At 65.9% G+C, this 18,618-nt stretch carries 15 protein-coding genes; 11 read left to right on the top strand and 4 right to left on the bottom strand.

All coding sequences use genetic code 11. The annotated features are described in order from the left end of the window. Nucleotides 1–9: 9 nt before the first annotated feature. The gene (lplT, locus tag DES44_RS01460) at nucleotides 10–1,263 is read right to left on the bottom strand and encodes a lysophospholipid transporter LplT (RefSeq protein ID WP_083525846.1); all 1,254 of its coding nucleotides are present in this window, start codon (nucleotides 1,261–1,263) and stop codon (nucleotides 10–12) included. A gap of 262 nt (nucleotides 1,264–1,525) precedes the next feature. Here lplT and DES44_RS01455 point away from each other — a divergent pair, with 262 nt between their 5' ends. From DES44_RS01455 to DES44_RS25810, 11 genes are all read left to right on the top strand, one after another. Further along, nucleotides 1,526–3,568 carry a ribonuclease catalytic domain-containing protein gene (locus tag DES44_RS01455; protein WP_058936530.1) on the top strand — a complete coding sequence of 681 codons (2,043 nt, stop codon included), beginning with the start codon at nucleotides 1,526–1,528 and terminating at the stop codon, nucleotides 3,566–3,568. Nucleotides 3,569–3,577: 9 nt separating this feature from the next. Further along, complete coding sequence (locus DES44_RS01450) at nucleotides 3,578–4,438, top strand: cell envelope integrity TolA family protein (RefSeq protein WP_058936531.1); 861 nt, start codon at nucleotides 3,578–3,580, stop codon at nucleotides 4,436–4,438. 5 nt (nucleotides 4,439–4,443) lie between these two features. Then, entirely contained in the window at nucleotides 4,444–5,340 is an 897-nt protein-coding gene (gene aroE / locus DES44_RS01445) for a shikimate dehydrogenase (RefSeq protein WP_198164819.1), read from the top strand. Then, nucleotides 5,334–6,083 carry a transglycosylase domain-containing protein gene (locus DES44_RS01440; protein ID WP_198164822.1) on the top strand — a complete coding sequence of 250 codons (750 nt, stop codon included), beginning with the start codon at nucleotides 5,334–5,336 and terminating at the stop codon, nucleotides 6,081–6,083. The genes aroE and DES44_RS01440 overlap by 7 nt, the downstream gene beginning before the upstream one ends. Then, nucleotides 6,080–6,670 carry a hypothetical protein gene (locus tag DES44_RS01435; RefSeq protein ID WP_058936532.1) on the top strand — a complete coding sequence of 197 codons (591 nt, stop codon included), beginning with the start codon at nucleotides 6,080–6,082 and terminating at the stop codon, nucleotides 6,668–6,670. Before DES44_RS01440 ends, DES44_RS01435 begins: the two co-directional genes overlap by 4 nt. Continuing rightward, nucleotides 6,670–7,248 (top strand): TlpA family protein disulfide reductase, encoded by a 579-nt coding sequence (locus tag DES44_RS01430; RefSeq protein WP_058936533.1) that lies wholly within the window; start codon nucleotides 6,670–6,672, stop codon nucleotides 7,246–7,248. The genes DES44_RS01435 and DES44_RS01430 overlap by 1 nt, the downstream gene beginning before the upstream one ends. A gap of 178 nt (nucleotides 7,249–7,426) precedes the next feature. After that, nucleotides 7,427–7,864, top strand: coding sequence for a type II 3-dehydroquinate dehydratase (gene aroQ / locus DES44_RS01425; protein ID WP_058936534.1), 438 nt, complete (start codon nucleotides 7,427–7,429; stop codon nucleotides 7,862–7,864). 63 nt (nucleotides 7,865–7,927) lie between these two features. Continuing rightward, nucleotides 7,928–8,398 (top strand): acetyl-CoA carboxylase biotin carboxyl carrier protein, encoded by a 471-nt coding sequence (gene accB / locus DES44_RS01420; protein WP_058936535.1) that lies wholly within the window; start codon nucleotides 7,928–7,930, stop codon nucleotides 8,396–8,398. Between the two features lie 9 nt (nucleotides 8,399–8,407). After that, entirely contained in the window at nucleotides 8,408–9,757 is a 1,350-nt protein-coding gene (accC, locus tag DES44_RS01415) for an acetyl-CoA carboxylase biotin carboxylase subunit (RefSeq protein WP_058936536.1), read from the top strand. 114 nt (nucleotides 9,758–9,871) lie between these two features. Next, on the top strand, nucleotides 9,872–10,765 hold the full coding sequence (gene prmA, locus DES44_RS01410; RefSeq protein ID WP_058937599.1) for a 50S ribosomal protein L11 methyltransferase: 894 nt from the start codon (nucleotides 9,872–9,874) through the stop codon (nucleotides 10,763–10,765). Nucleotides 10,766–11,050: 285 nt separating this feature from the next. Then, entirely contained in the window at nucleotides 11,051–12,808 is a 1,758-nt protein-coding gene (locus tag DES44_RS25810) for a zinc-ribbon and DUF3426 domain-containing protein (RefSeq protein ID WP_058936537.1), read from the top strand. Between the two features lie 252 nt (nucleotides 12,809–13,060). Here DES44_RS25810 and DES44_RS01400 read toward each other — a convergent pair whose 3' ends face one another. The 3 genes from DES44_RS01400 to DES44_RS01390 all read right to left on the bottom strand — a co-directional run bounded on the left by DES44_RS01400 (nucleotide 13,061) and on the right by DES44_RS01390 (nucleotide 18,426). Beyond that, complete coding sequence (locus DES44_RS01400) at nucleotides 13,061–13,717, bottom strand: hypothetical protein (RefSeq protein ID WP_058936538.1); 657 nt, start codon at nucleotides 13,715–13,717, stop codon at nucleotides 13,061–13,063. 229 nt (nucleotides 13,718–13,946) lie between these two features. Then, a complete protein-coding gene (locus DES44_RS01395) occupies nucleotides 13,947–15,128 on the bottom strand; it encodes a ribonucleotide-diphosphate reductase subunit beta (RefSeq protein ID WP_058936539.1) in 1,182 nt (393 codons plus the stop codon). Nucleotides 15,129–15,489: 361 nt separating this feature from the next. Next, a complete protein-coding gene (locus DES44_RS01390) occupies nucleotides 15,490–18,426 on the bottom strand; it encodes a ribonucleoside-diphosphate reductase subunit alpha (protein ID WP_083525847.1) in 2,937 nt (978 codons plus the stop codon). Nucleotides 18,427–18,618 lie beyond the last annotated feature (192 nt).

Genomic DNA, 18,618 nt, shown 5'->3' with positions numbered 1-18,618 from the left:
CTCGGACGCTCACTCCGACAACACGCCGTGCCGCGACGGCAGGTCCAGCGCCACGGAATCCGCCCCGCGCCACAGCCGACGCAGCATCAGCAGCAGCACACACAGGCTCACCAGCAGACCCAGGCCGCTCATCAGCCACACCAGCGGTACCCCGGCGGCCTGCAAGGCGGCGTAGGCGCCCAGCATCAGCAGGATGCTCAGGTTCTCATTAAAGCCCTGCACGGCGATCGACCGGCCCGCGCTGAGCAGTTGCACGCCGCGATGCTGCAGCAGCGCATTCATCGGCACCACCATTGCGCCGCCGACCGCGCCCACCAGCACCATGGCCGGCAGCGCCCAGTCCAGCGTCCGAACCCAGGGGGTGGCCAGCATCAGCAGGCCGAGCATCAACCCCAGCGGCAGTACGCGGATGGCGTGGTGCAGGCCGATCCACCGACCCGCCAGGCCCGCGCCCACCACCACGCCCACCGCCACCGTCGCCTGCAGATAGGCCCCCTGGTTGAGCCGCAGCCCCAGCACGTCCTGCGCCCACTGCAGCACCGCCAGTTGCAGCGTAGCGCCAGCGCCCCAGAACAGCGTGGTCATGGACAGGGACAACCGACCGCCCTTGCGGTCCCGCCAGAGCGTGGCGTTGGCCGCCAGGAAGTCCTTCATGATGGCCAGCGGCTGCCGTGAGCTCGGCGCATACACGGCGCCGCTTTCCGGCACCCGCAGTTGCAGGCCGGCCGCCAGGGCATACAGCAGCAGCAGCGCCAGCAGCGACGCCACCAGCGGACTGCGCAGCGGCACACCGGCCACTGCCGCCATCCACCAGGGGCTCACCAGCAGACCACCCACCAGCGTGCCCAGCAGCACGGAACACACGACCGAGACCTCGATCCAGCCATTGGCCGCTACCAGGCGCGACGCCGGCACGATCTCAGTGATCAGCCCATATTTGGCCGGTGCATAACAGGCCGCGGCCACACCGACCACCGCAAAGGCCGCCAGCGGATCCAGCCCCATCACCATGGCGCCCACGCCGACCGCCTTGAGCCCATTCATCCAGGTCATGAGGGCCGCCTTGGGCATGGCGTCGGCGATCAGGCCCACGACCGGCGCCAGCGCCACATAGGCCACGGTGAAACAGAGCTTGAGCAGCGGGGCCCACCACACCGGCTGCCCCATCTCCCGCAGCAGGGCAATGCCCACGATCAGCAAGGCGTTGTCCGCCAGGGCTGAGAAGAACTGGGCCGCGATCAGGGTGTAGAAACGAGGAGGCATGGTCGCGGCGGACGGGGCCGCAGAAAAATCGGAGTGTGTGAGGGTGAGATGACGCTGGCTTGACCGAAGCTTGACAGCGGTTTGACAAGCCCAAGTCAGCGCTTTGGCCGGGGATGACCCGCAGATCTGCCAGAAATGCTTCACAAACCCCGCAAAAGCCGCCGTCCGGCGCCTGGCAGGGGTCGGCGCAGGAACGAATTGACACCTCGGCCCCCGCCCCCGCCGCTCGACCGTCGCGCCGATCAGCGACAATGCCGCCGCTATGTTTGCCCTCTTCGAAGACGCCGGAAAATTTCTCGCCGGCCGCGTGATGTCCGAAGCCGAATCCTCGATGCAAATCGAACTGGATTCAGGCAAGCGCGTCAAAGTGAAATCCGCCAATGTGCTGCTGAAGTTCGACAAGCCCTCCCCGGCCGAACTGATGGCGGACGGCCAGCGGCTGGCCCAGGAGATCGACCTGGACCTGGCCTGGGAATTTGCGCCCGAGACCGAATTCGGTTTTGCGGACCTGGCCCGCGACTATTTCGACGTCAAGGCCACCCTCAGCCAGCAGGCGGGTGCGCTGTTCAGGCTGTTCGAGGCGCCGCATTACTTCCGGCGCATGGGCCGGGGCCAATTCAAGAAGGCGCCGGCGGACATCGTCAAGGCGGCGCTGCTGGGCATCGAGCGCAAGAAGCAGATCGCCGCCCAGATCGAGGAATGGGCGACCGAGCTGGCCGCCGGCCGCTGCCCGGCCCCGATTGCGGAGCAGATCTACCGTATCTTGTTCCGCCCCGACAAGAACGGCCCGGAATACAAGGCATTGGTGGAAGCAGCCCGCCGCAGCCAGAAGGCGCCGCTGGACCTGCTCAAGGATGCAGGGGCCATCACCAGCCCTTATCAATTCCACTGGAAGCGCTTCCTTTTCGAGCACTTCCCCAAGGGCACCGGCTTCCCCGCCCTGTCCGCTCCGGCCATCAAGGACGAGCTGCCGCTGGCGTCGGTGCGCGCCTTCTCCATCGACGACTCCGCCACCACGGAAATTGACGACGCACTGTCGGTGCAGGGCCTGGGCACCGGCACGGTGGTGTTCGGCGTGCACATTGCCGCGCCGGGTCTGGCCATCCAGCCGGACTCGCCGGTGGACAAGGTCGCGCGGGACCGCTTCAGCACCGTCTACATGCCGGGCTGGAAGCTCACCATGCTGCCCGATGAGGTGGTGCAGGCCTACACGTTGATCGAAGGCCGGGACTGCCCCGCCGTCAGCATCTACCTGACCCTGGACGAGGCGACGCTGGAGATCACCGGCCGCGAAACGCGCCTGGAGCGGGTGCCCATCGCCGCCAATCTGCGCCACGACAAGCTGGACAAGGTCATCACCGACGCCACGCTCACCGGCGCCGAACCCGCGGACTACGACTTCGCCCCCGAACTGGCCTTTGCCTACCGCCTGGCCCGGGACCTCAAGGCCAAGCGCGAAGTGGTGCGCGGCAAGCCCGAAACCTTCAACCGGCCGGACTACAACTTCCGCCTGGAATGCAACGGCGACCATGAACCGGACGGCAGCGAGCAGGTCAGCATCGGCGTGCGCCAGCGCGGCGCGGCGCTGGACCTCATCGTGGCCGAGGCCATGATCCTGGCCAACAGCAGCTGGGGCGCCTACCTCGCCGAATGCGGCGTGCCCGGCATCTACCGCAGCCAGGCCAGCCTGGCGCCCGGCATCAAGGTTCGCATGGGCACCAAGCCGGCGCCGCATGCGGGCATGGGCGTGTCGCAATACACCTGGGCCACTTCGCCGCTGCGCCGCTATGTCGACCTGGTCAATCAGTGGCAGATCATTGCCTGCGCCCGTCATGGACGTACCGCCGCCCTGGTGGCGCCGTTCAAGCCCAAGGATGCGCAGCTCTTCTCCATCATCTCCGGCTTCGATGCCGCCTACAGCGCCTACAACGGCTTCCAGTCCGGCATCGAGCGCTACTGGACGCTGCGCTACCTGAAGCAGCAGGGCATCACCGAGCTGACCGCCTCGGTCATGAAGGAAGGCCTGGTGCGCGCCGACGACCTACCGCTGGTCTTCCGCGCCCTGGGCTGCGAACAGTTGCCCCGTCACGCCCATGTGAAGGTGCGCATCACCGGCCTGGATGAACTGACGTTGGACGTGCACGCCAGCCTGATCGAGCGTCTGGACACGAACGACGCGGCGCAGGATGCCGGCGACGCCGAAGAGGATGAAGAGCCCAGCGGCGTGCTCACCCTGGCCATCGACGTCAATGCGGAGGACGCCGCTGGCGCTCCTTCTGAACCGGCGCCCCCGGGCGCTGCCTGAGTGCCTCCCATGCCCAAGCTCAGCTACCTGCAGACTGCGCTGATTGTCTCGATCGGCTTTCACGCGGCCCTGATGTTCGCGGTCAAGACCATCCCTCCTGAACAGCTGGACCGGCTGTTCCAGGACACGCCGCTGGAAGTGATTCTGGTGAATGCGCGCGGGCATGAGGCGCCGACCAAGGCGCAGGCGCTGGCGCAGGCCAATCTGGCCGGCGGCGGGGATACGGACGCGAAGGTGCGGGCCACCTCGCCGCTGCCGCCTTCGCCCAAGATCGAGACCGGCGACAGCATCGAGGTGCAGCACAGCCAGATCCAGCAGCTCCAGCAGACGCAGGAGCAGCTGCTGGTGCAGGTGCGCCGGGAACTGGCCCTGCTGCCGGCCCCCGATCCGCAGCGGGACAAGGGCAGCCAGGAAGCACGGCAGCAGGAAGAACGCCGCCGGCAGCTGGTGCAGTTGCTGGCCGAGATCGAGAAGCGGGCGAATGAGGAGAACTCGCGTCCGAAGAAGCGCTACATCAGTCCGGCCACGCAGGAAGTGGTGTACGCCCAGTATTACGACTCGCTGCGCCGCCGCATCGAGGCCCGGGGCACCCGCGACTTCCCCACCTACCAGGGCCGCAAGCTCTACGGCCAGTTGATCATGAACATCCATGTGGACTGGCGCGGCCGGGTGGTGGAAACCGACATCGTGCAGAGCTCGGGCAACCGCGTGCTGGACCGCCGCGCCGTGGCCATCGTGGAGGCCAGCGGCCCCTTCGGCGGTTTTACGCCGGCGATGAAAAAGGGCGCTGAAGTCCTGGTGATCACGTCCCGCTTCCGCTTCACCCGCGAGGACGGGCTGGAAACGACGATGACGGCCAACCCGTCCTGATCCCCATGAGTGAGCCTTCTTCTGCGCAAGGTCCGGGTCCCGCGGCCATGGATCGATATGCCGTCGCCGGCAACCCGGTGGCCCACAGCCGGTCCCCGGATATTCATGCCGCCTTCGCCCGCGAGACCGGGCAGGTGCTGACCTATGAGCGACTGCTGTGTCCGCTCGACGCCTTCGAAGCCACGGTGCGCGCCTTCGCCGCTGCCGGCGGACGCGGCTGCAATGTCACCGTGCCTTTTAAATTTGAAGCGGCATCGCTGGCGAGCCGGCTCACCCCCCGGGCGACACTGGCTGGCGCGGTGAATGTGCTGCGGTTTGATGCAGACGGCTGGCTAGGCGACAACACCGATGGTGCGGGCCTGGTCTCCGACCTGCAGCGTAATGCCGGCAGGCCGCTCGCGGGCCTGCGGATGCTGCTGATCGGGGCGGGCGGCGCCTCGGCGGGCGTGCTGGGCAGCCTGGTCGCGGCCCGACCGGCCGAAATTCATATCGTCAACCGCAGCCCGGACAAGGCCCTGGCGCTGGTCGCCAGCCACCAGGCCTTTGCCGACCATCACGGCGTGCGCCTGCGCTCCGGCGGACTGGACCAGACCGACGGTCGTTATGACGTCGTCATCAACGGCACCAGCAGCTCCCTGAGCGGCGCAGGGCTGCCCCTGCCCCAGCCGGACCGTCTGGTGCTGGCCGCCGGCGGTGTGGCGGTGGACATGATGTACGGCAAGCCGGCCCAGGGCTTTTTGCGCTGGGCGGCGGACCAGGGCGGCCCGTCGGCCTGCCTGCGGGATGGCTTGGGCATGCTGGTGGAGCAAGCAGTGGAATCGTTTGAGCTGTGGCGCGGCGTGCGCCCGGACAGTGCCCCGGTGCTGGCCGAACTGCGTCGTCAGGTGGAGGCCGCATGCTGAGACAGTTCATGCGACTGGTGCTGATGCTGATCGTCAGCATCCTCTGCCTGCAACTCTTCTTCGCCGCCCGCATCGCGCTGATGGCGGTGCTGCCGCCGGAATCGACCAGTTTCCAGCGCACGGAGATCCTGCGCCTGGTGCGTGAAAAGGGCTCCGTCGTCTGGGCGCAGCGCTGGATGGATGCTGACCAGATCAGCATCAACCTGAAGCGGGCGGTCATCGCCAGTGAGGACGCCGGTTTCAATGAGCACGGCGGCGTGGACTGGGAAGCGATGGAAAAGGCCTGGGAGCGCAACCAGAAGGAACTGGAGCGGGCCGAAAAACGCGCCGCCCGCCTGGCCGTCACCGCCCCGAGCAAACCTGCGCCCATGGCCAAGATCGTGGGCGGGTCCACCATCACCCAGCAACTGGCCAAGAACCTCTTCCTCAGTTCCGAGCGCACCTTTGTGCGCAAGGGCCAGGAATTCGTCCTCACCTACATGCTGGAGGCGCTGCTCAGCAAGCAGCGCATTCTGGAGCTGTACCTGAATCATGTGGAGTGGGGCGAAGGCGTGTTTGGCGCCCAGGCCGCCGCCCGTCGCTACTTCCAGGTCGATGCCGCCCGGCTGAGTCCGCAGCAGGCCGCCAACCTGGCGGTGATGCTGCCGGCGCCCAAGCGATTCGAGAAACGCCCACGTTCGCCCTACTTGCTCAGCCGTGCAGGCACTATTGAGGCTCGTATGGGTGCCGTGGAGTTGCCATGAGTTCCGAACTGAGCACCGAGATCGCCGCTGCGGCGGCCCGGTTGATTGTGGAAGAAGGCCTGGAATACGGACCGGCCAAGACCCGAGCGCTGCGCGCCCTGGGCCTGCCGCCCCGCACCAAGCTGCCGGACAACGACGAACTGGAAGACCAGGTTCGGGAATACCTGTCGATCTTCTGCGCGGACACCCAGCCGGCCGAACTGGCCGCGCTGCGGGAGGTGGCCGCGGTCTGGATGGAACGGCTGGCGGAGTTTCGCCCCCACCTGACCGGCGCCGTCTGGCGCGGGACCGCCACCCGGCTGTCCAACATCCATCTGCAGCTGTACTGTGACGACAGCAAATCGGCGGAGATCGCCCTGCTCAATCAGGGCGTGGATTACGACGTCGGCCAGGCCCGCAACAGCCGTGGGGACACGGTGGACCAATTGATCCTGGATGTGCCCTGCCGCGCCCTGAATGAACGGGTGACGCTGGCGCTGACCATTCTGGACTACAACGACCAGCGCGGCGCGCTCAAGCCGGATGCCCGGGGACGCACCGAGCGGGGCGACCTGACCGCGCTTCGACACTTGATGAAGGACGCCTGATGCAGCGACGACATGTTCTGGGATGGGCCGCCGTGGGCGGCGTGGCGGTGGCGGGCGGCGCCCTGCTGGCCTTGCGCCATGAGCGCGAGGCGGCTGCTGGTGCGAGCGCGGGTGCAGGCGCCGGAGCACCGGCGACCGGCCCCCTGTCCGAGCCGGCTGCTGCCTTCTGGAACGCCAGCTTCGACACCCTGGACCAGCAGCCCTACCTGCCCGCGCAGCAACTGCGCGGCAAGCCGCTGCTGCTGAATTTCTGGGCCACCTGGTGTGCGCCTTGCGTCAAGGAACTGCCGGAAATCAATCAGTTCCACGAGGAATTCGCGGCCAAGGGCTGGCAGGTGCTGGGTCTGGCCGTGGATGCGCCCACGCCGGTCCGTGGATTCCTGGCCAAGCTGCCGCTGCGCTTCCCGGTTGCCCTGGCCGGTCTGACGGGCACCGACCTGTCGCGCCAGCTGGGCAACAGCAAAGGCGGCCTTCCCTTTACCGTCGCCTTCGGCGTGCAAGGTGAGCCGATCTGGCGCAAACTGGGGGCCACCAACCTCGAAGAGCTACGCCAAATGGTGGCAACTAGCAAAGTTTGAGCTGCCGTCAAGCGCCAAACGGGGGAGGCCCTGGCATCTGGCATGCCATAGCCAAGTGACTGGGCAGGGTCAAGCCATTTATTTTTGTGAAGCTGCCTGGATCTGGGGGCAAAAGGCGTAAAGTCCAGCCTTTTACGCTTCTAGTGTCTTCGCTCTAATGAGTCAGGACCGGTCGCAGATGCAGATTCTTGTTGTTCACGGCCCCAACCTCAACCTTCTCGGCACCCGGGAGCCCGAGGTCTATGGCGCGCACACTTTGAAGCAGATCGACGACGATCTGCGGCAGAAGGCGCAGGAAGCCGGCGCGCAGCTCGACACCTTCCAGAGCAACCACGAGGGAGCCCTGGTGGACCGCATCCAGGCGGCCGGGCGCGACGGAACGCGCTTCATCATCATCAACCCGGCGGCCTACACCCACACCAGCGTGGCGATTCGCGACGCGCTGGCGGCGGTGGCGCTGCCCTTTGTTGAAGTTCACCTGTCCAACATCCACCGCAGGGAGTCCTTCCGACATCACAGTTATGTGTCGGAGCTTGCGGTGGGCGTGATCTGCGGGCTGGGCCCTCTGGGGTATCAGCTGGCCTTGCAGTACGCGCTGAATCATCGCGGCGCCTAGCCTTGCGGCCGGGCCCGTGTCGGGCACAGACGAAAACACAACCTTCCCCGTTGGAGAAACCCTATGGATTTGCGCAAGCTCAAGACCCTGATCGACCTCGTGTCCGAGTCGAACATCTCTGAACTTGAAATCACCGAAGCCGATGGCAAGGTGCGCATCGTCAAGTCCGATGGCACGCCCCTGGTGGCGGCCATGCCGGTGATGCAGGCGGCCCAGCCGATGGTGCCCGCCCAGGCCGCAGCGCCCGCCCCCGCCGCCGGTGCTGCGCCAGCGGCCGCGCCGGCTGCCCCGGTGGAAACCGGCCATGTGGTGAAGTCGCCCATGGTGGGCACTTTCTACCGCGCCTCCAGCCCCAATGCCAAGCCCTTCGTGGAAGTGGGTCAGCAGGTCAAGGAAGGCGATGCCATCTGCATCATCGAGGCGATGAAGATCATGAACGAGATCGAAGCCGACAAGTCCGGCACCATCGTCAAGGTCCTGGCCGAGAACGGTCAGCCGGTGGAATACGGCCAGCCGCTGATCGTCATCGAATAAGGCGGCGGCATGTTCAAGAAGATCCTGATCGCCAACCGGGGAGAAATCGCCCTTCGCATCCAGCGCGCCTGCCGCGAACTGGGCGTGAAGTCGGTGGTGGTCTACTCCGAGGCCGACCGCGACGCCAAGTACGTCAAGCTGGCGGATGAAGCGGTGTGCATCGGCCCTGCCCCGTCCGCCCAGAGCTACCTCAGCATGCCGGCGATCATCGCCACCGCCGAGGTGACGGACGCCGAAGCCATCCACCCCGGCTACGGCTTCCTCAGCGAGAACGCGGACTTTGCCGAGCGCGTGGAGCGCAGCGGCTTCACCTTCATCGGCCCCACCCCGGAAAACATCCGGACCATGGGCGACAAGGTGGCGGCCAAGCAGGCCATGATCAAGGCCGGCGTGCCTTGCGTGCCGGGCTCTGATGGCGCGTTGCCGGACGATCCCAAGGAGATCGTGCGCATTGCCCGCACGGTCGGTTATCCGGTCATCATCAAGGCCGCTGGCGGCGGCGGTGGCCGCGGCATGCGGGTCGTGCACACCGAGGCGGCCCTGGTCAATGCGGTGCAGATGACCAAGGCCGAGGCCGGTGCGGCCTTCGGCAATCCGCAGGTCTACATGGAAAAGTTTCTGGAGCATCCGCGTCACGTGGAAATCCAGGTGCTGGCGGACGGCTTCAAGAATGCCGTCTGGCTGGGCGAGCGCGACTGCTCCATGCAGCGCCGCCACCAAAAGATCATCGAGGAAGCGCCGGCACCCGGCATTCCGCGTCGCCTGATCGAGCGTGTGGGGGACCGCTGCGCGGCCGCCTGCAAGAAGATGGGCTACCGCGGCGCGGGCACCTTCGAGTTCCTGTATGAGAACGGCGAGTTCTACTTCATCGAGATGAACACCCGCGTGCAGGTGGAGCATCCGGTGACGGAACTGGTGACCGGCATCGACATCGTGCAGATGCAGATCCGCATTGCCGCGGGCGAGAAGCTGCCCTTCACCCAGCGCAACATCACGATGCGGGGCCATTCCATCGAATGCCGCATCAATGCCGAAGACCCGGTGAAGTTCATCCCGTCGCCTGGCCGCATCACCATGTGGCATCCGCCGGGTGGCCCCGGGGTGCGGGTGGACTCGCATGCCTACACCAACTACTTCGTGCCGCCCAACTACGACTCGATGATCGGCAAGATCATCGTGCACGGCGACACGCGGGAGCAGGCGCTGGCGCGCATGCGCATTGCCCTGTCGGAGACGGTGGTGGAAGGCATCCAGACCAACATCCCGCTGCACCGCGAGCTGATGGCGGACGCCAAGTTCATCGAAGGCGGCACGGACATTCACTATCTAGAATCGTGGATGAGCCAGCACAAGCGCTGACCCTCCCCTGTTGACTGACGCCTTCGGGCGTCCCCGCCCTCAAGCGCGGGCCCATCGGGCCGCCTTGGGGGCTTCACGCTTTCTGGAGCCACCATGAGCACGAGCGACGCCAAGTTGCACGAACTGATCCTGATCTGCCGCGAAGAGGACGTGGAAACCGTCAGCGACGCGTTGATGGAGATCGAGTCCCTGGCGGTCTCGGTGGAAGACGCCGATGCGGACACCCCGATCGAGAACGCCCTCTTCGGCGAGCCCGGCATGCCGGCGCCCAAGGCGGGCTGGGACCGCTCGGTGGTCAAGGCCCTGTTCGAGACCGAAGCCCAGGCCACTGAAGCGGCCACGCTGCTGCTGGCGCAGGATTGGGCCAGCGACGTCCATGTGCAGACCATCCAGGCGGTGGAAGAGCAGGACTGGGTGCGGCTGACGCAGTCGCAGTTTGCGCCGGTGGAGATCACGCCCACCTTCTGGATCGTGCCGTCCTGGCATGAAGCGCCGGCGCAGGCCCGGCAGAAGATGCGGCTGGACCCGGGGCTGGCCTTCGGCACCGGCTCGCATCCAACGACCCGGATGTGCCTGCGCTGGATTGCGGCGCATGGGGATGAGGCGGCGGGCTGGGACCGCGTGCTGGACTACGGCTGCGGGTCCGGGATTCTGGCCATTGCCACGGCGCTGTTCGGGGCGCGTGGCATCGATGCGGTGGACATTGATCCGGCGGCGGTGCAGTCGTCCCTGCAGAACGCGCAGGAGAATCAGGTCAGCATCCATGCGGCGCTGCCCGATGCGGCGCAGGGCGAATATCCGGTGGTGCTGGCCAACATCCTGGCGACGCCGCTGAAGCTGCTGGCGCCGCTGCTGTGCAATCACCTGGCGCCGGGCGGTCACCTGGTGCTGGCCGGTATTCTGGAGCGCCAGGCCGACGAGCTGAAGGCGGCGTATGCGCCGTTTGTGTCGCTCGAGGTGGCGGACCAGGAAGATGGATGGATTCTGATGACGGCCCGCCGGGGTTGAAAACTTCGGGCTTCGGGCTTCGGGCTTCGGGCTTCGGGCTGCGGCCTCGAACTCGGGGCTCAAGCGAAGGCTCAAGGCTCGGAGCTGAAGGCCAAGCGCTGAAAGCTGAGAGCTGATCACTGATGAGTGACGACAGAGGGCTGGGAATCGTGATGGCCACTTGTCCTGGTGCCCGCCACGAGCGTCCTCTGCAATTGCGACAAATCGTCTCTGAGCCCGTGGCGGAGCGCCTTGGGCAGGGGACGAGCGTCAAGGACTGACCCTGTTTCTGGCATTATTCCGCCCATGAATCTTGCGACTCGCTGCACCACCTGCGGCACCATCTTCCGGGTGGTGCAGGACCAGCTGCGCGTCTCGGAAGGCTGGGTGCGCTGCGGCCGCTGTGCCGAGGTCTTTGATGCGCGCGAGCAGCTGTTTGACCTGGAGCGCGACAGTCCGCCGCCATGGCCACCGGTGGCCGGTGCGCCTGCGCCGGCCGTGCGTCAGCCGGCGCTGCAGGCTCCGGCCCCGGCACCGGCGGTGACCCCACCGCCGCCTGCTTATGCACCGCCGCCTGCTTATGCACCGCCGCCTGCTTATGCACCGCCGCCCGCGTTTGCGCCGCCGCCGCCTGCCTACACCCCGCCGCCGACTTTTGCGCCGCCGCCGGTCACTCCGCCACCGTCTTCGCGGGATCTGTCGCTGCCCGGTCGTGGGCCGGAGCCGGGGGCGACGACGTTCCCGAGCCAGTCGATGGCGGCTGCGTTTGACGATTTGCCGCGCCGCATGCCGCCGCCGCCGATCGAGCCGCCGCGGGACAGTGGCTGGCTGGCCAATGATGACAATGAGCTGAATCCGTTTGCACCGTCGCGTCCTTTGCCGGGCGACTTTGACGATGACGACGGGGATTCATTGCTGCCGTCGCCGCGGCACTACAGCCGGCCGCGCAATCGTGCGGTGGGGGGTAGCGGGCGTGCGCAGCCGCCGGCGGTGCCGGAGTCGTCGTATGGCGAGGACCGGGTGGAGCCTTTCCTGACGGCGCCGCCTGCGCCGGCGGTGGATGCAAGGTCGCATCTGCCCGAGCCCAAGGGCATGCGGTTTGAAGAGGACGAGTTGCCACCGCCGATGGCGGATGACGAGCGCCCGGATGTCTTGCTGAACCTGAGTTCAGCCACGGCGGCGCAGCTCAAGACGCAGGAGCCGTCGCTGGACCCGCGGATTCCGGTGCGGGCGCCGGTGGATCCGGGCGAACCTTCGCTGATGCCGACGGCGCAGACGGATGTGCCGATGACGCGTGCGGAGCGCAAGGCGGCCGAGAAGGCAGCGGCGCGCGAGGCGGCGGAGGCAGCGCGCCGGGCCAAGGAGGAGGCCAAGGAAGCGGAGCGGGCGGCCAAGGAAGCGGAGAAGCAGGCGCGCGAAGCTGAGAAGGAAGCGGCGCGAGCGGCGAAGGATGCGGAGAAGCTGGCGTTGCTGACGCGCAAGGCGGCGGAGAAGGCGGCCAAGGCGGAGGCGCGGAGCAAGGGCCGGGAGCCGGCGGAGGCTGCGGCGTCGGTGCCGAGTTTTGTGCGCAAGGCTGAGTCTGCGCAGCGCTGGCACCGTCCGTGGGTGCGGGCGACCTTGGGCACGGCGGCGTTGGGTTTGTTGGCCGGTGTGGCGGGCCAGATTGCATGGCAGGGGCGAGAGGCCATTGCTGCGCAGTATCCGTTTGCGCGTCCGATGCTGCTGAAGATGACGACGGCGATGGGCCAGGAGCTCAAGCCGTGGCAGCACATTGAGGCGTTGAGTGTGGAGAGCAGCAGTCTCAACCCGGCGGGCGAAGGCAACCATTACCGGCTGAGCCTGAGCCTGCGCAACCGCAGCAACTGGGACGTGGCGCAGCCCTGGGTGGATTTGAGCCTGACGGATGCTTCGGGCCAATTGGTGGTGCGCCGCATGCTGTCCCCACAGGAACTGCACGCCACGCAATCGTCTTTCACTGCCGGCGCCGAGCAGCAACTGCAAGTCGTTTTCGACAGCGGCAACACCAAGATCAGCGGCTACACCGTCGAACTCTTCTACCCCTGAAGCGCCCACCCGCGGGCCGCCCAAGCGAGCACCGGACGCGGTTCACCGCACCTCGCTGCACCTAGTCGCGCCGGACGCGCGAAGCGTCGTCCAAGCGGGGCTGTGGGTTCGCTGCGAGGGCCACCCGCCGGGCCGCCCCAAGGGAGGCCCACAGCCCCCTCGGGGGGCGGTGTTTGGCTGGCCCTAGGCCAGCCAAACCGGGGGCCAAAAAAAACCCGGCCGAAGCCGGGTTTTCATTCAGGTGCCTGAGGCTCAGGGCTTGTTGCCGGTGGGGAACGGCCAGGCCGCTTGCGGGCTCAGCGCGGTCTTGGCAGCAGGCGCGGGAGCGGCAGCGGGCTTCGCAGCAGCGGCAGCAGGCGCAGGGGCAGCGGCAGGCTTGGCAGCAGCCTTCTTGGCAGAGGCCTTCTTCGCGGCCGGCTTCGCAGCAGGCTTGGAAGCCTTGGCAGCGGGCTTGGCAGCGGTGGCCTTCTTGGCGGCCGGCTTGGCGGCGGGCTTCGCAGCCTTGGCAGCGGGCTTGGCAGCCTTGGCAACCGCCTTGATGGGCGGCTTCTTGGCAGCGGAGGCCTTCTTCGCAGGTGCAGCGGCCTTCTTGGCAGGTGCAGCCTTCTTGGGAGCAGCGGCCTTCTTGGCCGGTGCAGCCTTCTTGGCCACAACCTTCTTCGCAGCCGGAGCAGCCTTCTTGGCGGCAGCAGCCTTCTTCGCCGGAGCAGCCTTCTTCGCTGCAGCAGCCTTCTTCGCCGGAGCGGCCTTCTTTGCAGCCGGAGCTGCCTTCTTGGCCGGAGCGGCCTTCTTGGCGGCCGGAGCCTTCTTGGCCGGAGCGGCCTTCTTCGCCGGTGCAGCCTTCTTCGCTGCAGCCTTCTTCGCCGGGGCGGCCTTCTTGGCCGGAGCGGCCTTCTTCGCAGTTGCCATTTCAGTTCTCCTTGATCAAGTGGAAATAGCCCTGCCCGTCAACAACCGGTTGTTGCCAGTGCAGGTATTCATTGCCCATGAGTCGAGGGAGTTCGCCACGGTGCAATGAATCAGGGTGCGATGCAGGCCGCCGCTTCTGTGTCGGTCGGTGAATTGCATCGCCAATCTTGATCTCTTCTCTTCAGTCAAACAGTCAACAGTTCAGGGGTTGCTCCGGCCGGGGACTTCATCAGTCCCAGGACAGGGCACCGCCCGATTGGTATTCGATCACGCGGGTCTCGAAGAAGTTGCGTTCCTTCTTCAAGTCAATCATCTCGCTCATCCAGGGGAACGGGTTCTCTTCATTCGGGAAGAGAGCCTCCAGACCGATCTGGGTGGCGCGACGGTTGGCGATATAACGCAGGTAGCCCTTGAACATCGCTGCATTCAGACCCAGCACGCCGCGCGGCATGGTGTCTTCGGCGTAGCGGTATTCCAGTTCCACGGCCTGCTCAAACAGCTGCTTGATCTCGGCGCGGAACTCAGGCGTCCACAGATGCGGATTCTCCAGCTTGATCTGATTGATCAGGTCAATGCCGAAATTGCAGTGCATGGATTCGTCGCGCAGGATGTACTGATACTGCTCGGCAGCACCGGTCATCTTGTTCTGGCGACCCAGCGCCAGGATCTGCGTGAAGCCGACGTAGAAGAACAGGCCTTCCATCAGGCAGGCAAACACGATCAGCGACTTCAGCAGCGTCTGGTCCGTCTCCGGCGTGCCGGTGACGAAGTTGGGATCCATGATCGCGTCGATGAAGGGGATGAGGAACTCATCCTTGTCGCGGATCGACTTCACCTCGTGATAGGCATTGAAGATCTCGCTCTCATCCAGACCCAGCGACTCCACGATGTATTGGTAGGCGTGGGTGTGGATCGCTTCCTCGAAGGCCTGGCGCAGCAGGAACTGGCGAGCTTCGGGCGCGGTGATGTGGCGATAGGTGCCCAGCACGATGTTGTTGGCCGCCAGTGAATCCGCGGTCACGAAGAAACCAAGGTTGCGCTTGATGATGCGGCGCTCGTCCTCGGTCAGACCATTGGGGTCCTTCCAGAGAGCGATGTCGCGAGACATGTTCACTTCCTGCGGCATCCAGTGATTGGCGCAGGTGGCCAGGTACTTTTCCCACGCCCACTTGTACTTGAACGGTACGAGCTGGTTGACGTCGGTCTGGCCATTGATGATGCGTTTGTCCGCGACGTTGACACGTCGGGCGGCGGCGGGTGCAGTGAGGTCCGCCGACGCTGCATGCGATGCAGGGTTTGAAGCGACGGACTGACGCGCGGCGTCCATGGGGGTCATGGTCGCTGCGTGAATCGGTGCACCGGAGGCCGGCGCGCTGCTCGAAGGTTTACGGTCTTCTTCCCAAACCAACATGGTGGTCTTCCTATCGTCGCGGATTATCGGAGTGTTGTGTTCAAACACAAAGGACTTCTTGACTTCAGCGCCACTTCCCTGTTGCTGGTCCGCATCGCATTTCGCTTCCGAGGAGGCGCGCGGCGTGGGTGCATGGAGCGCTGAAGCGGCGGGTGTGAGGTCCGCCGGAAAGTGTTCATCGATGCTGCCGCGCCGCTTCTCCAAAAACGCGCGACGCCCGGAAACATCGATGAACACTCGCATCGCGAGCGTCAGCCCGACTTTTCCGCAAGGCTTGCCGCAGATGATTCACGCATCTGACGGCAGCCTCGCGGCCTTCATCGGGACTTCAATGAGACTTCATTGAGCCTTCAACAACTGCTTACTGGCAGGCTTCGCAACCCGGGTCGTCAATGGCGCAAAACTTGACGTCGGTGGCCGGCGTCGAAGCGTCAATGACGGGCGAGACCGAGGTCTCGACTGCAGCTGCAGCCACCGGTGCGACCGATGCCGCCACCGGCGCGGCGTGCATGCCACCGACCGAGCTGCTCACCGAGTTGAGCTGGCCGGCGTTTTGCACCGTGCTCTTCTCGGCGTGCGTCGCGCCCATGGTGCGCAGGTAGTAGGTGGTCTTCAGACCACGCTGCCACGCCAGCTTGTAGGTCTCGTCCAGGCGCTTGCCCGATGCACCGGCCATGTAGATGTTCAGGCTCTGCGCCTGGTCGATCCACTTCTGGCGACGGGCGGCGGCTTCCACCAGCCACACCGTGTCCACTTCGAAGGCGGTGGCGTAGAGCTGCTTGAGCTCTTCCGGCACGCGGTCGATGCGGCGCAGCGAACCGTCGAAGTGCTTCAGGTCCATGACCATCACGTCGTCCCACAGGCCCAGCTTCTTCAGGTCGCGGACCAGGCACTCGTTCACCACGGTGAACTCGCCGGACAGGTTGGACTTGACCGACAGGTTGCCGAAGCAGGGCTCGATCGAGGCGTCCACGCCGATGATGTTGGAGATGGTCGCGGTCGGGGCGATGGCCACGCAGTTGCTGTTGCGCATGCCGTCACGGGCGATCTTGGCGCGCAGGCTGTCCCAGTCCAGGGTGGCGGAACGGTCCACGTCCACATAACCGCCGCGGGCTTCGGCCAGCAGGTTCAGCGAGTCGATCGGCAGGATGCCGCGGTCCCACAGCGAACCGCGGTAGCTGCTGTAGCGGCCACGCTCGGCGGCCAGGTCGGTGGACGCCCAGTAGGCGTGATAGCAGACGGCTTCCATCGAACGGTCGGCGAATTCCACCGCGGCCTGGGAGGCGTAGGGCACGCGCAGCTGGTACAGCGCATCCTGGAAGCCCATGATGCCCAGACCCACCGGACGGTGACGCAGGTTGGAGTCACGCGCCTTCTTGACCGCGTAGTAGTTGATGTCGATGACGTTGTCCAGCATCCGCATGGCGGTGGACACCGTCTTCTTCAGCTTGACCTGGTCGATCTCGCCGTCCTTCAGATGCTGCGCCAGATTGACCGAGCCCAGGTTGCACACCGCGATTTCGTTGTCGTTGGTGTTGAGCGTGATCTCGGTGCACAGGTTGGACGAGTGCACCACGCCCACGTGCTGCTGCGGCGAGCGCACGTTGCAGGCGTCCTTGAAGGTGATCCAGGGATGGCCGGTCTCGAACAGCATGGTCAGCATCTTGCGCCACAGGTCACGGGCCTGCATGCGCTTGAACAGCTTGATCTCGCCGCGGTCGGCCTTGGCCTCGTAGGCGACATAGGCCGTCTCGAAGGCCTGGCCGAACAGGTCGTGCAGGTCCGGGCAGGTGGACGGGCTGAACAGGGTCCAGTCGCCGCCTTCGATGACGCGCTTCATGAACAGGTCGGGAATCCAGTTCGCCGTGTTCATGTCGTGGGTACGACGGCGGTCGTCACCGGTGTTCTTGCGCAGCTCCAGGAACTCTTCGATGTCCAGGTGCCACGTTTCCAGGTAGGCGCAGACGGCGCCCTTGCGCTTGCCGCCCTGGTTCACCGCCACGGCGGTGTCGTTGACCACCTTCAGGAAGGGAACCACGCCCTGGCTCTTGCCGTTGGTGCCCTTGATGTGGGAACCGAGGGCGCGCACCGGCGTCCAGTCATTGCCCAGGCCGCCGGCGAACTTCGACAGCAGCGCGTTTTCCTTCAGCGCCTCGTAGATGCCGTCCAGGTCGTCGGCCACCGTGGTCAGGTAGCAGCTCGACAGCTGCGAGCGACGGGTGCCGGAGTTGAACAGCGTCGGGGTGCTGGACATGAAGTCGAAGCTCGACAGCACTTCATAGAACTCGATGGCGCGGGCTTCGCGGTCGATCTCGTTCAGCGCCAGGCCCATGGCCACACGCATGAAGAAGGCCTGCGGCATTTCGATGCGGGTGCCGTCGACGTGCAGGAAGTAGCGGTCGAACAGGGTCTGCAGGCCCAGGTAGTCGAACTGGAAGTCGCGTTCGGCCTTCAGGGCGGCGCCCAGCCTGGCCAGGTCGTACTGCTGCAGACGCTCGTCCAGCAGTTCGGCCTGCACGCCCTTCTTGATGAAGGTGGGGAAGTAGTCGGCGTAACGGGTGGCCATCTCGGCCTGCGTCACTTCCTCGCCCAGGATTTCCTTGCGGATGGTGTGCAGCAGCAGACGGGCGGTGGCGCGGGTGTAGCCGGGGTCCTTCTCGATCAGGGTCCGGGCAGCCAGGATGGCGGCCTTGTGGACCTCGTCCATCGGGACGCCGTCATACAGGTTGCGCTTGGTCTCGGCCAGGATCGGCTCGGGCTTGACGTCAGCGCCCAGGCCTTCGCAGCTGGAGACGATCAGGGCGGACAGCTTGTTCAGGTCGAGGGGCACGCGGGTGCCGTTCTCGGTCACGCTGATGCCGGACTCCAGCACGGCAGCCTGCTGCGCCTCGCCCTGGACCTTGCGCTCCATGGAACGACGCTCGCGATACAGCACATAGGCGCGGGCCACTTCATGGTGACCGCCGCGCATCAGCGCCAGCTCGACGTGATCCTGCACGTCTTCAATATGGAAGGTGCCGCCGCCCGGACGCGAACGCACCAGCGCACGCACCACGGCTTCGGTCAGCGCATCCACCGTCTCGCGCACGCTGGCGGACGCTGCACCGCTGGTGCCATGCACGGCCAGGAAGGCCTTCATCATGGCCACCGCCACCTTGCTCGGCTCGAAATGCACCACCGCACCGTTGCGGCGGATGATCTGGTAGGCCTGGTAGCCGCCGGCGGCCAGCGGTGCGGACTCACGGGGAGTCTGCGCCAGGCCCGCTTCGGCGGTCGGTGTGACGGCGACTGTCTGCATGGGATCCTCGTCTGTTCTGGTTCGAAAAAACAAAAAGCAACGCCGTGCCCGGACAACCCGACCGGGCCAGCGTCATCAAGTAATGGGGTGATGCAAGAAGCGTTTTTCCGCCGTGATGCCCCACACCATGACCTGACCGGCGCGCAAGCGGCGCGGGGGCATCGGAGCAACTGCGGGGAAGGCGTTCATCGC

This window comes from Roseateles depolymerans (assembly GCF_003387155.1).
In the GTDB taxonomy this organism is placed as follows: domain Bacteria; phylum Pseudomonadota; class Gammaproteobacteria; order Burkholderiales; family Burkholderiaceae_C; genus Roseateles; species Roseateles depolymerans.
The sequence above is the reverse complement of the archived record's forward strand: the minus strand, read 5'-3'. Positions and strand labels throughout refer to the sequence as shown.

What these genes read in the sequence shown, in the direction of transcription:
- lplT (WP_083525846.1), bottom strand. Translation starts at nt 1,263, where the DNA reads ATGCCTCCTCGTTTCTACACCCTGATCGCGGCCCAGTTCTTCTCAGCC.
- DES44_RS01455 (WP_058936530.1), top strand. Translation starts at nt 1,526, where the DNA reads ATGTTTGCCCTCTTCGAAGACGCCGGAAAATTTCTCGCCGGCCGCGTG.
- DES44_RS01450 (WP_058936531.1), top strand. Translation starts at nt 3,578, where the DNA reads ATGCCCAAGCTCAGCTACCTGCAGACTGCGCTGATTGTCTCGATCGGC.
- aroE (WP_198164819.1), top strand. Translation starts at nt 4,444, where the DNA reads ATGAGTGAGCCTTCTTCTGCGCAAGGTCCGGGTCCCGCGGCCATGGAT.
- DES44_RS01440 (WP_198164822.1), top strand. Translation starts at nt 5,334, where the DNA reads ATGCTGAGACAGTTCATGCGACTGGTGCTGATGCTGATCGTCAGCATC.
- DES44_RS01435 (WP_058936532.1), top strand. Translation starts at nt 6,080, where the DNA reads ATGAGTTCCGAACTGAGCACCGAGATCGCCGCTGCGGCGGCCCGGTTG.
- DES44_RS01430 (WP_058936533.1), top strand. Translation starts at nt 6,670, where the DNA reads ATGCAGCGACGACATGTTCTGGGATGGGCCGCCGTGGGCGGCGTGGCG.
- aroQ (WP_058936534.1), top strand. Translation starts at nt 7,427, where the DNA reads ATGCAGATTCTTGTTGTTCACGGCCCCAACCTCAACCTTCTCGGCACC.
- accB (WP_058936535.1), top strand. Translation starts at nt 7,928, where the DNA reads ATGGATTTGCGCAAGCTCAAGACCCTGATCGACCTCGTGTCCGAGTCG.
- accC (WP_058936536.1), top strand. Translation starts at nt 8,408, where the DNA reads ATGTTCAAGAAGATCCTGATCGCCAACCGGGGAGAAATCGCCCTTCGC.
- DES44_RS25810 (WP_058936537.1), top strand. Translation starts at nt 11,051, where the DNA reads ATGAATCTTGCGACTCGCTGCACCACCTGCGGCACCATCTTCCGGGTG.
- DES44_RS01400 (WP_058936538.1), bottom strand. Translation starts at nt 13,717, where the DNA reads ATGGCAACTGCGAAGAAGGCCGCTCCGGCCAAGAAGGCCGCCCCGGCG.
- DES44_RS01395 (WP_058936539.1), bottom strand. Translation starts at nt 15,128, where the DNA reads ATGTTGGTTTGGGAAGAAGACCGTAAACCTTCGAGCAGCGCGCCGGCC.
- DES44_RS01390 (WP_083525847.1), bottom strand. Translation starts at nt 18,426, where the DNA reads ATGCAGACAGTCGCCGTCACACCGACCGCCGAAGCGGGCCTGGCGCAG.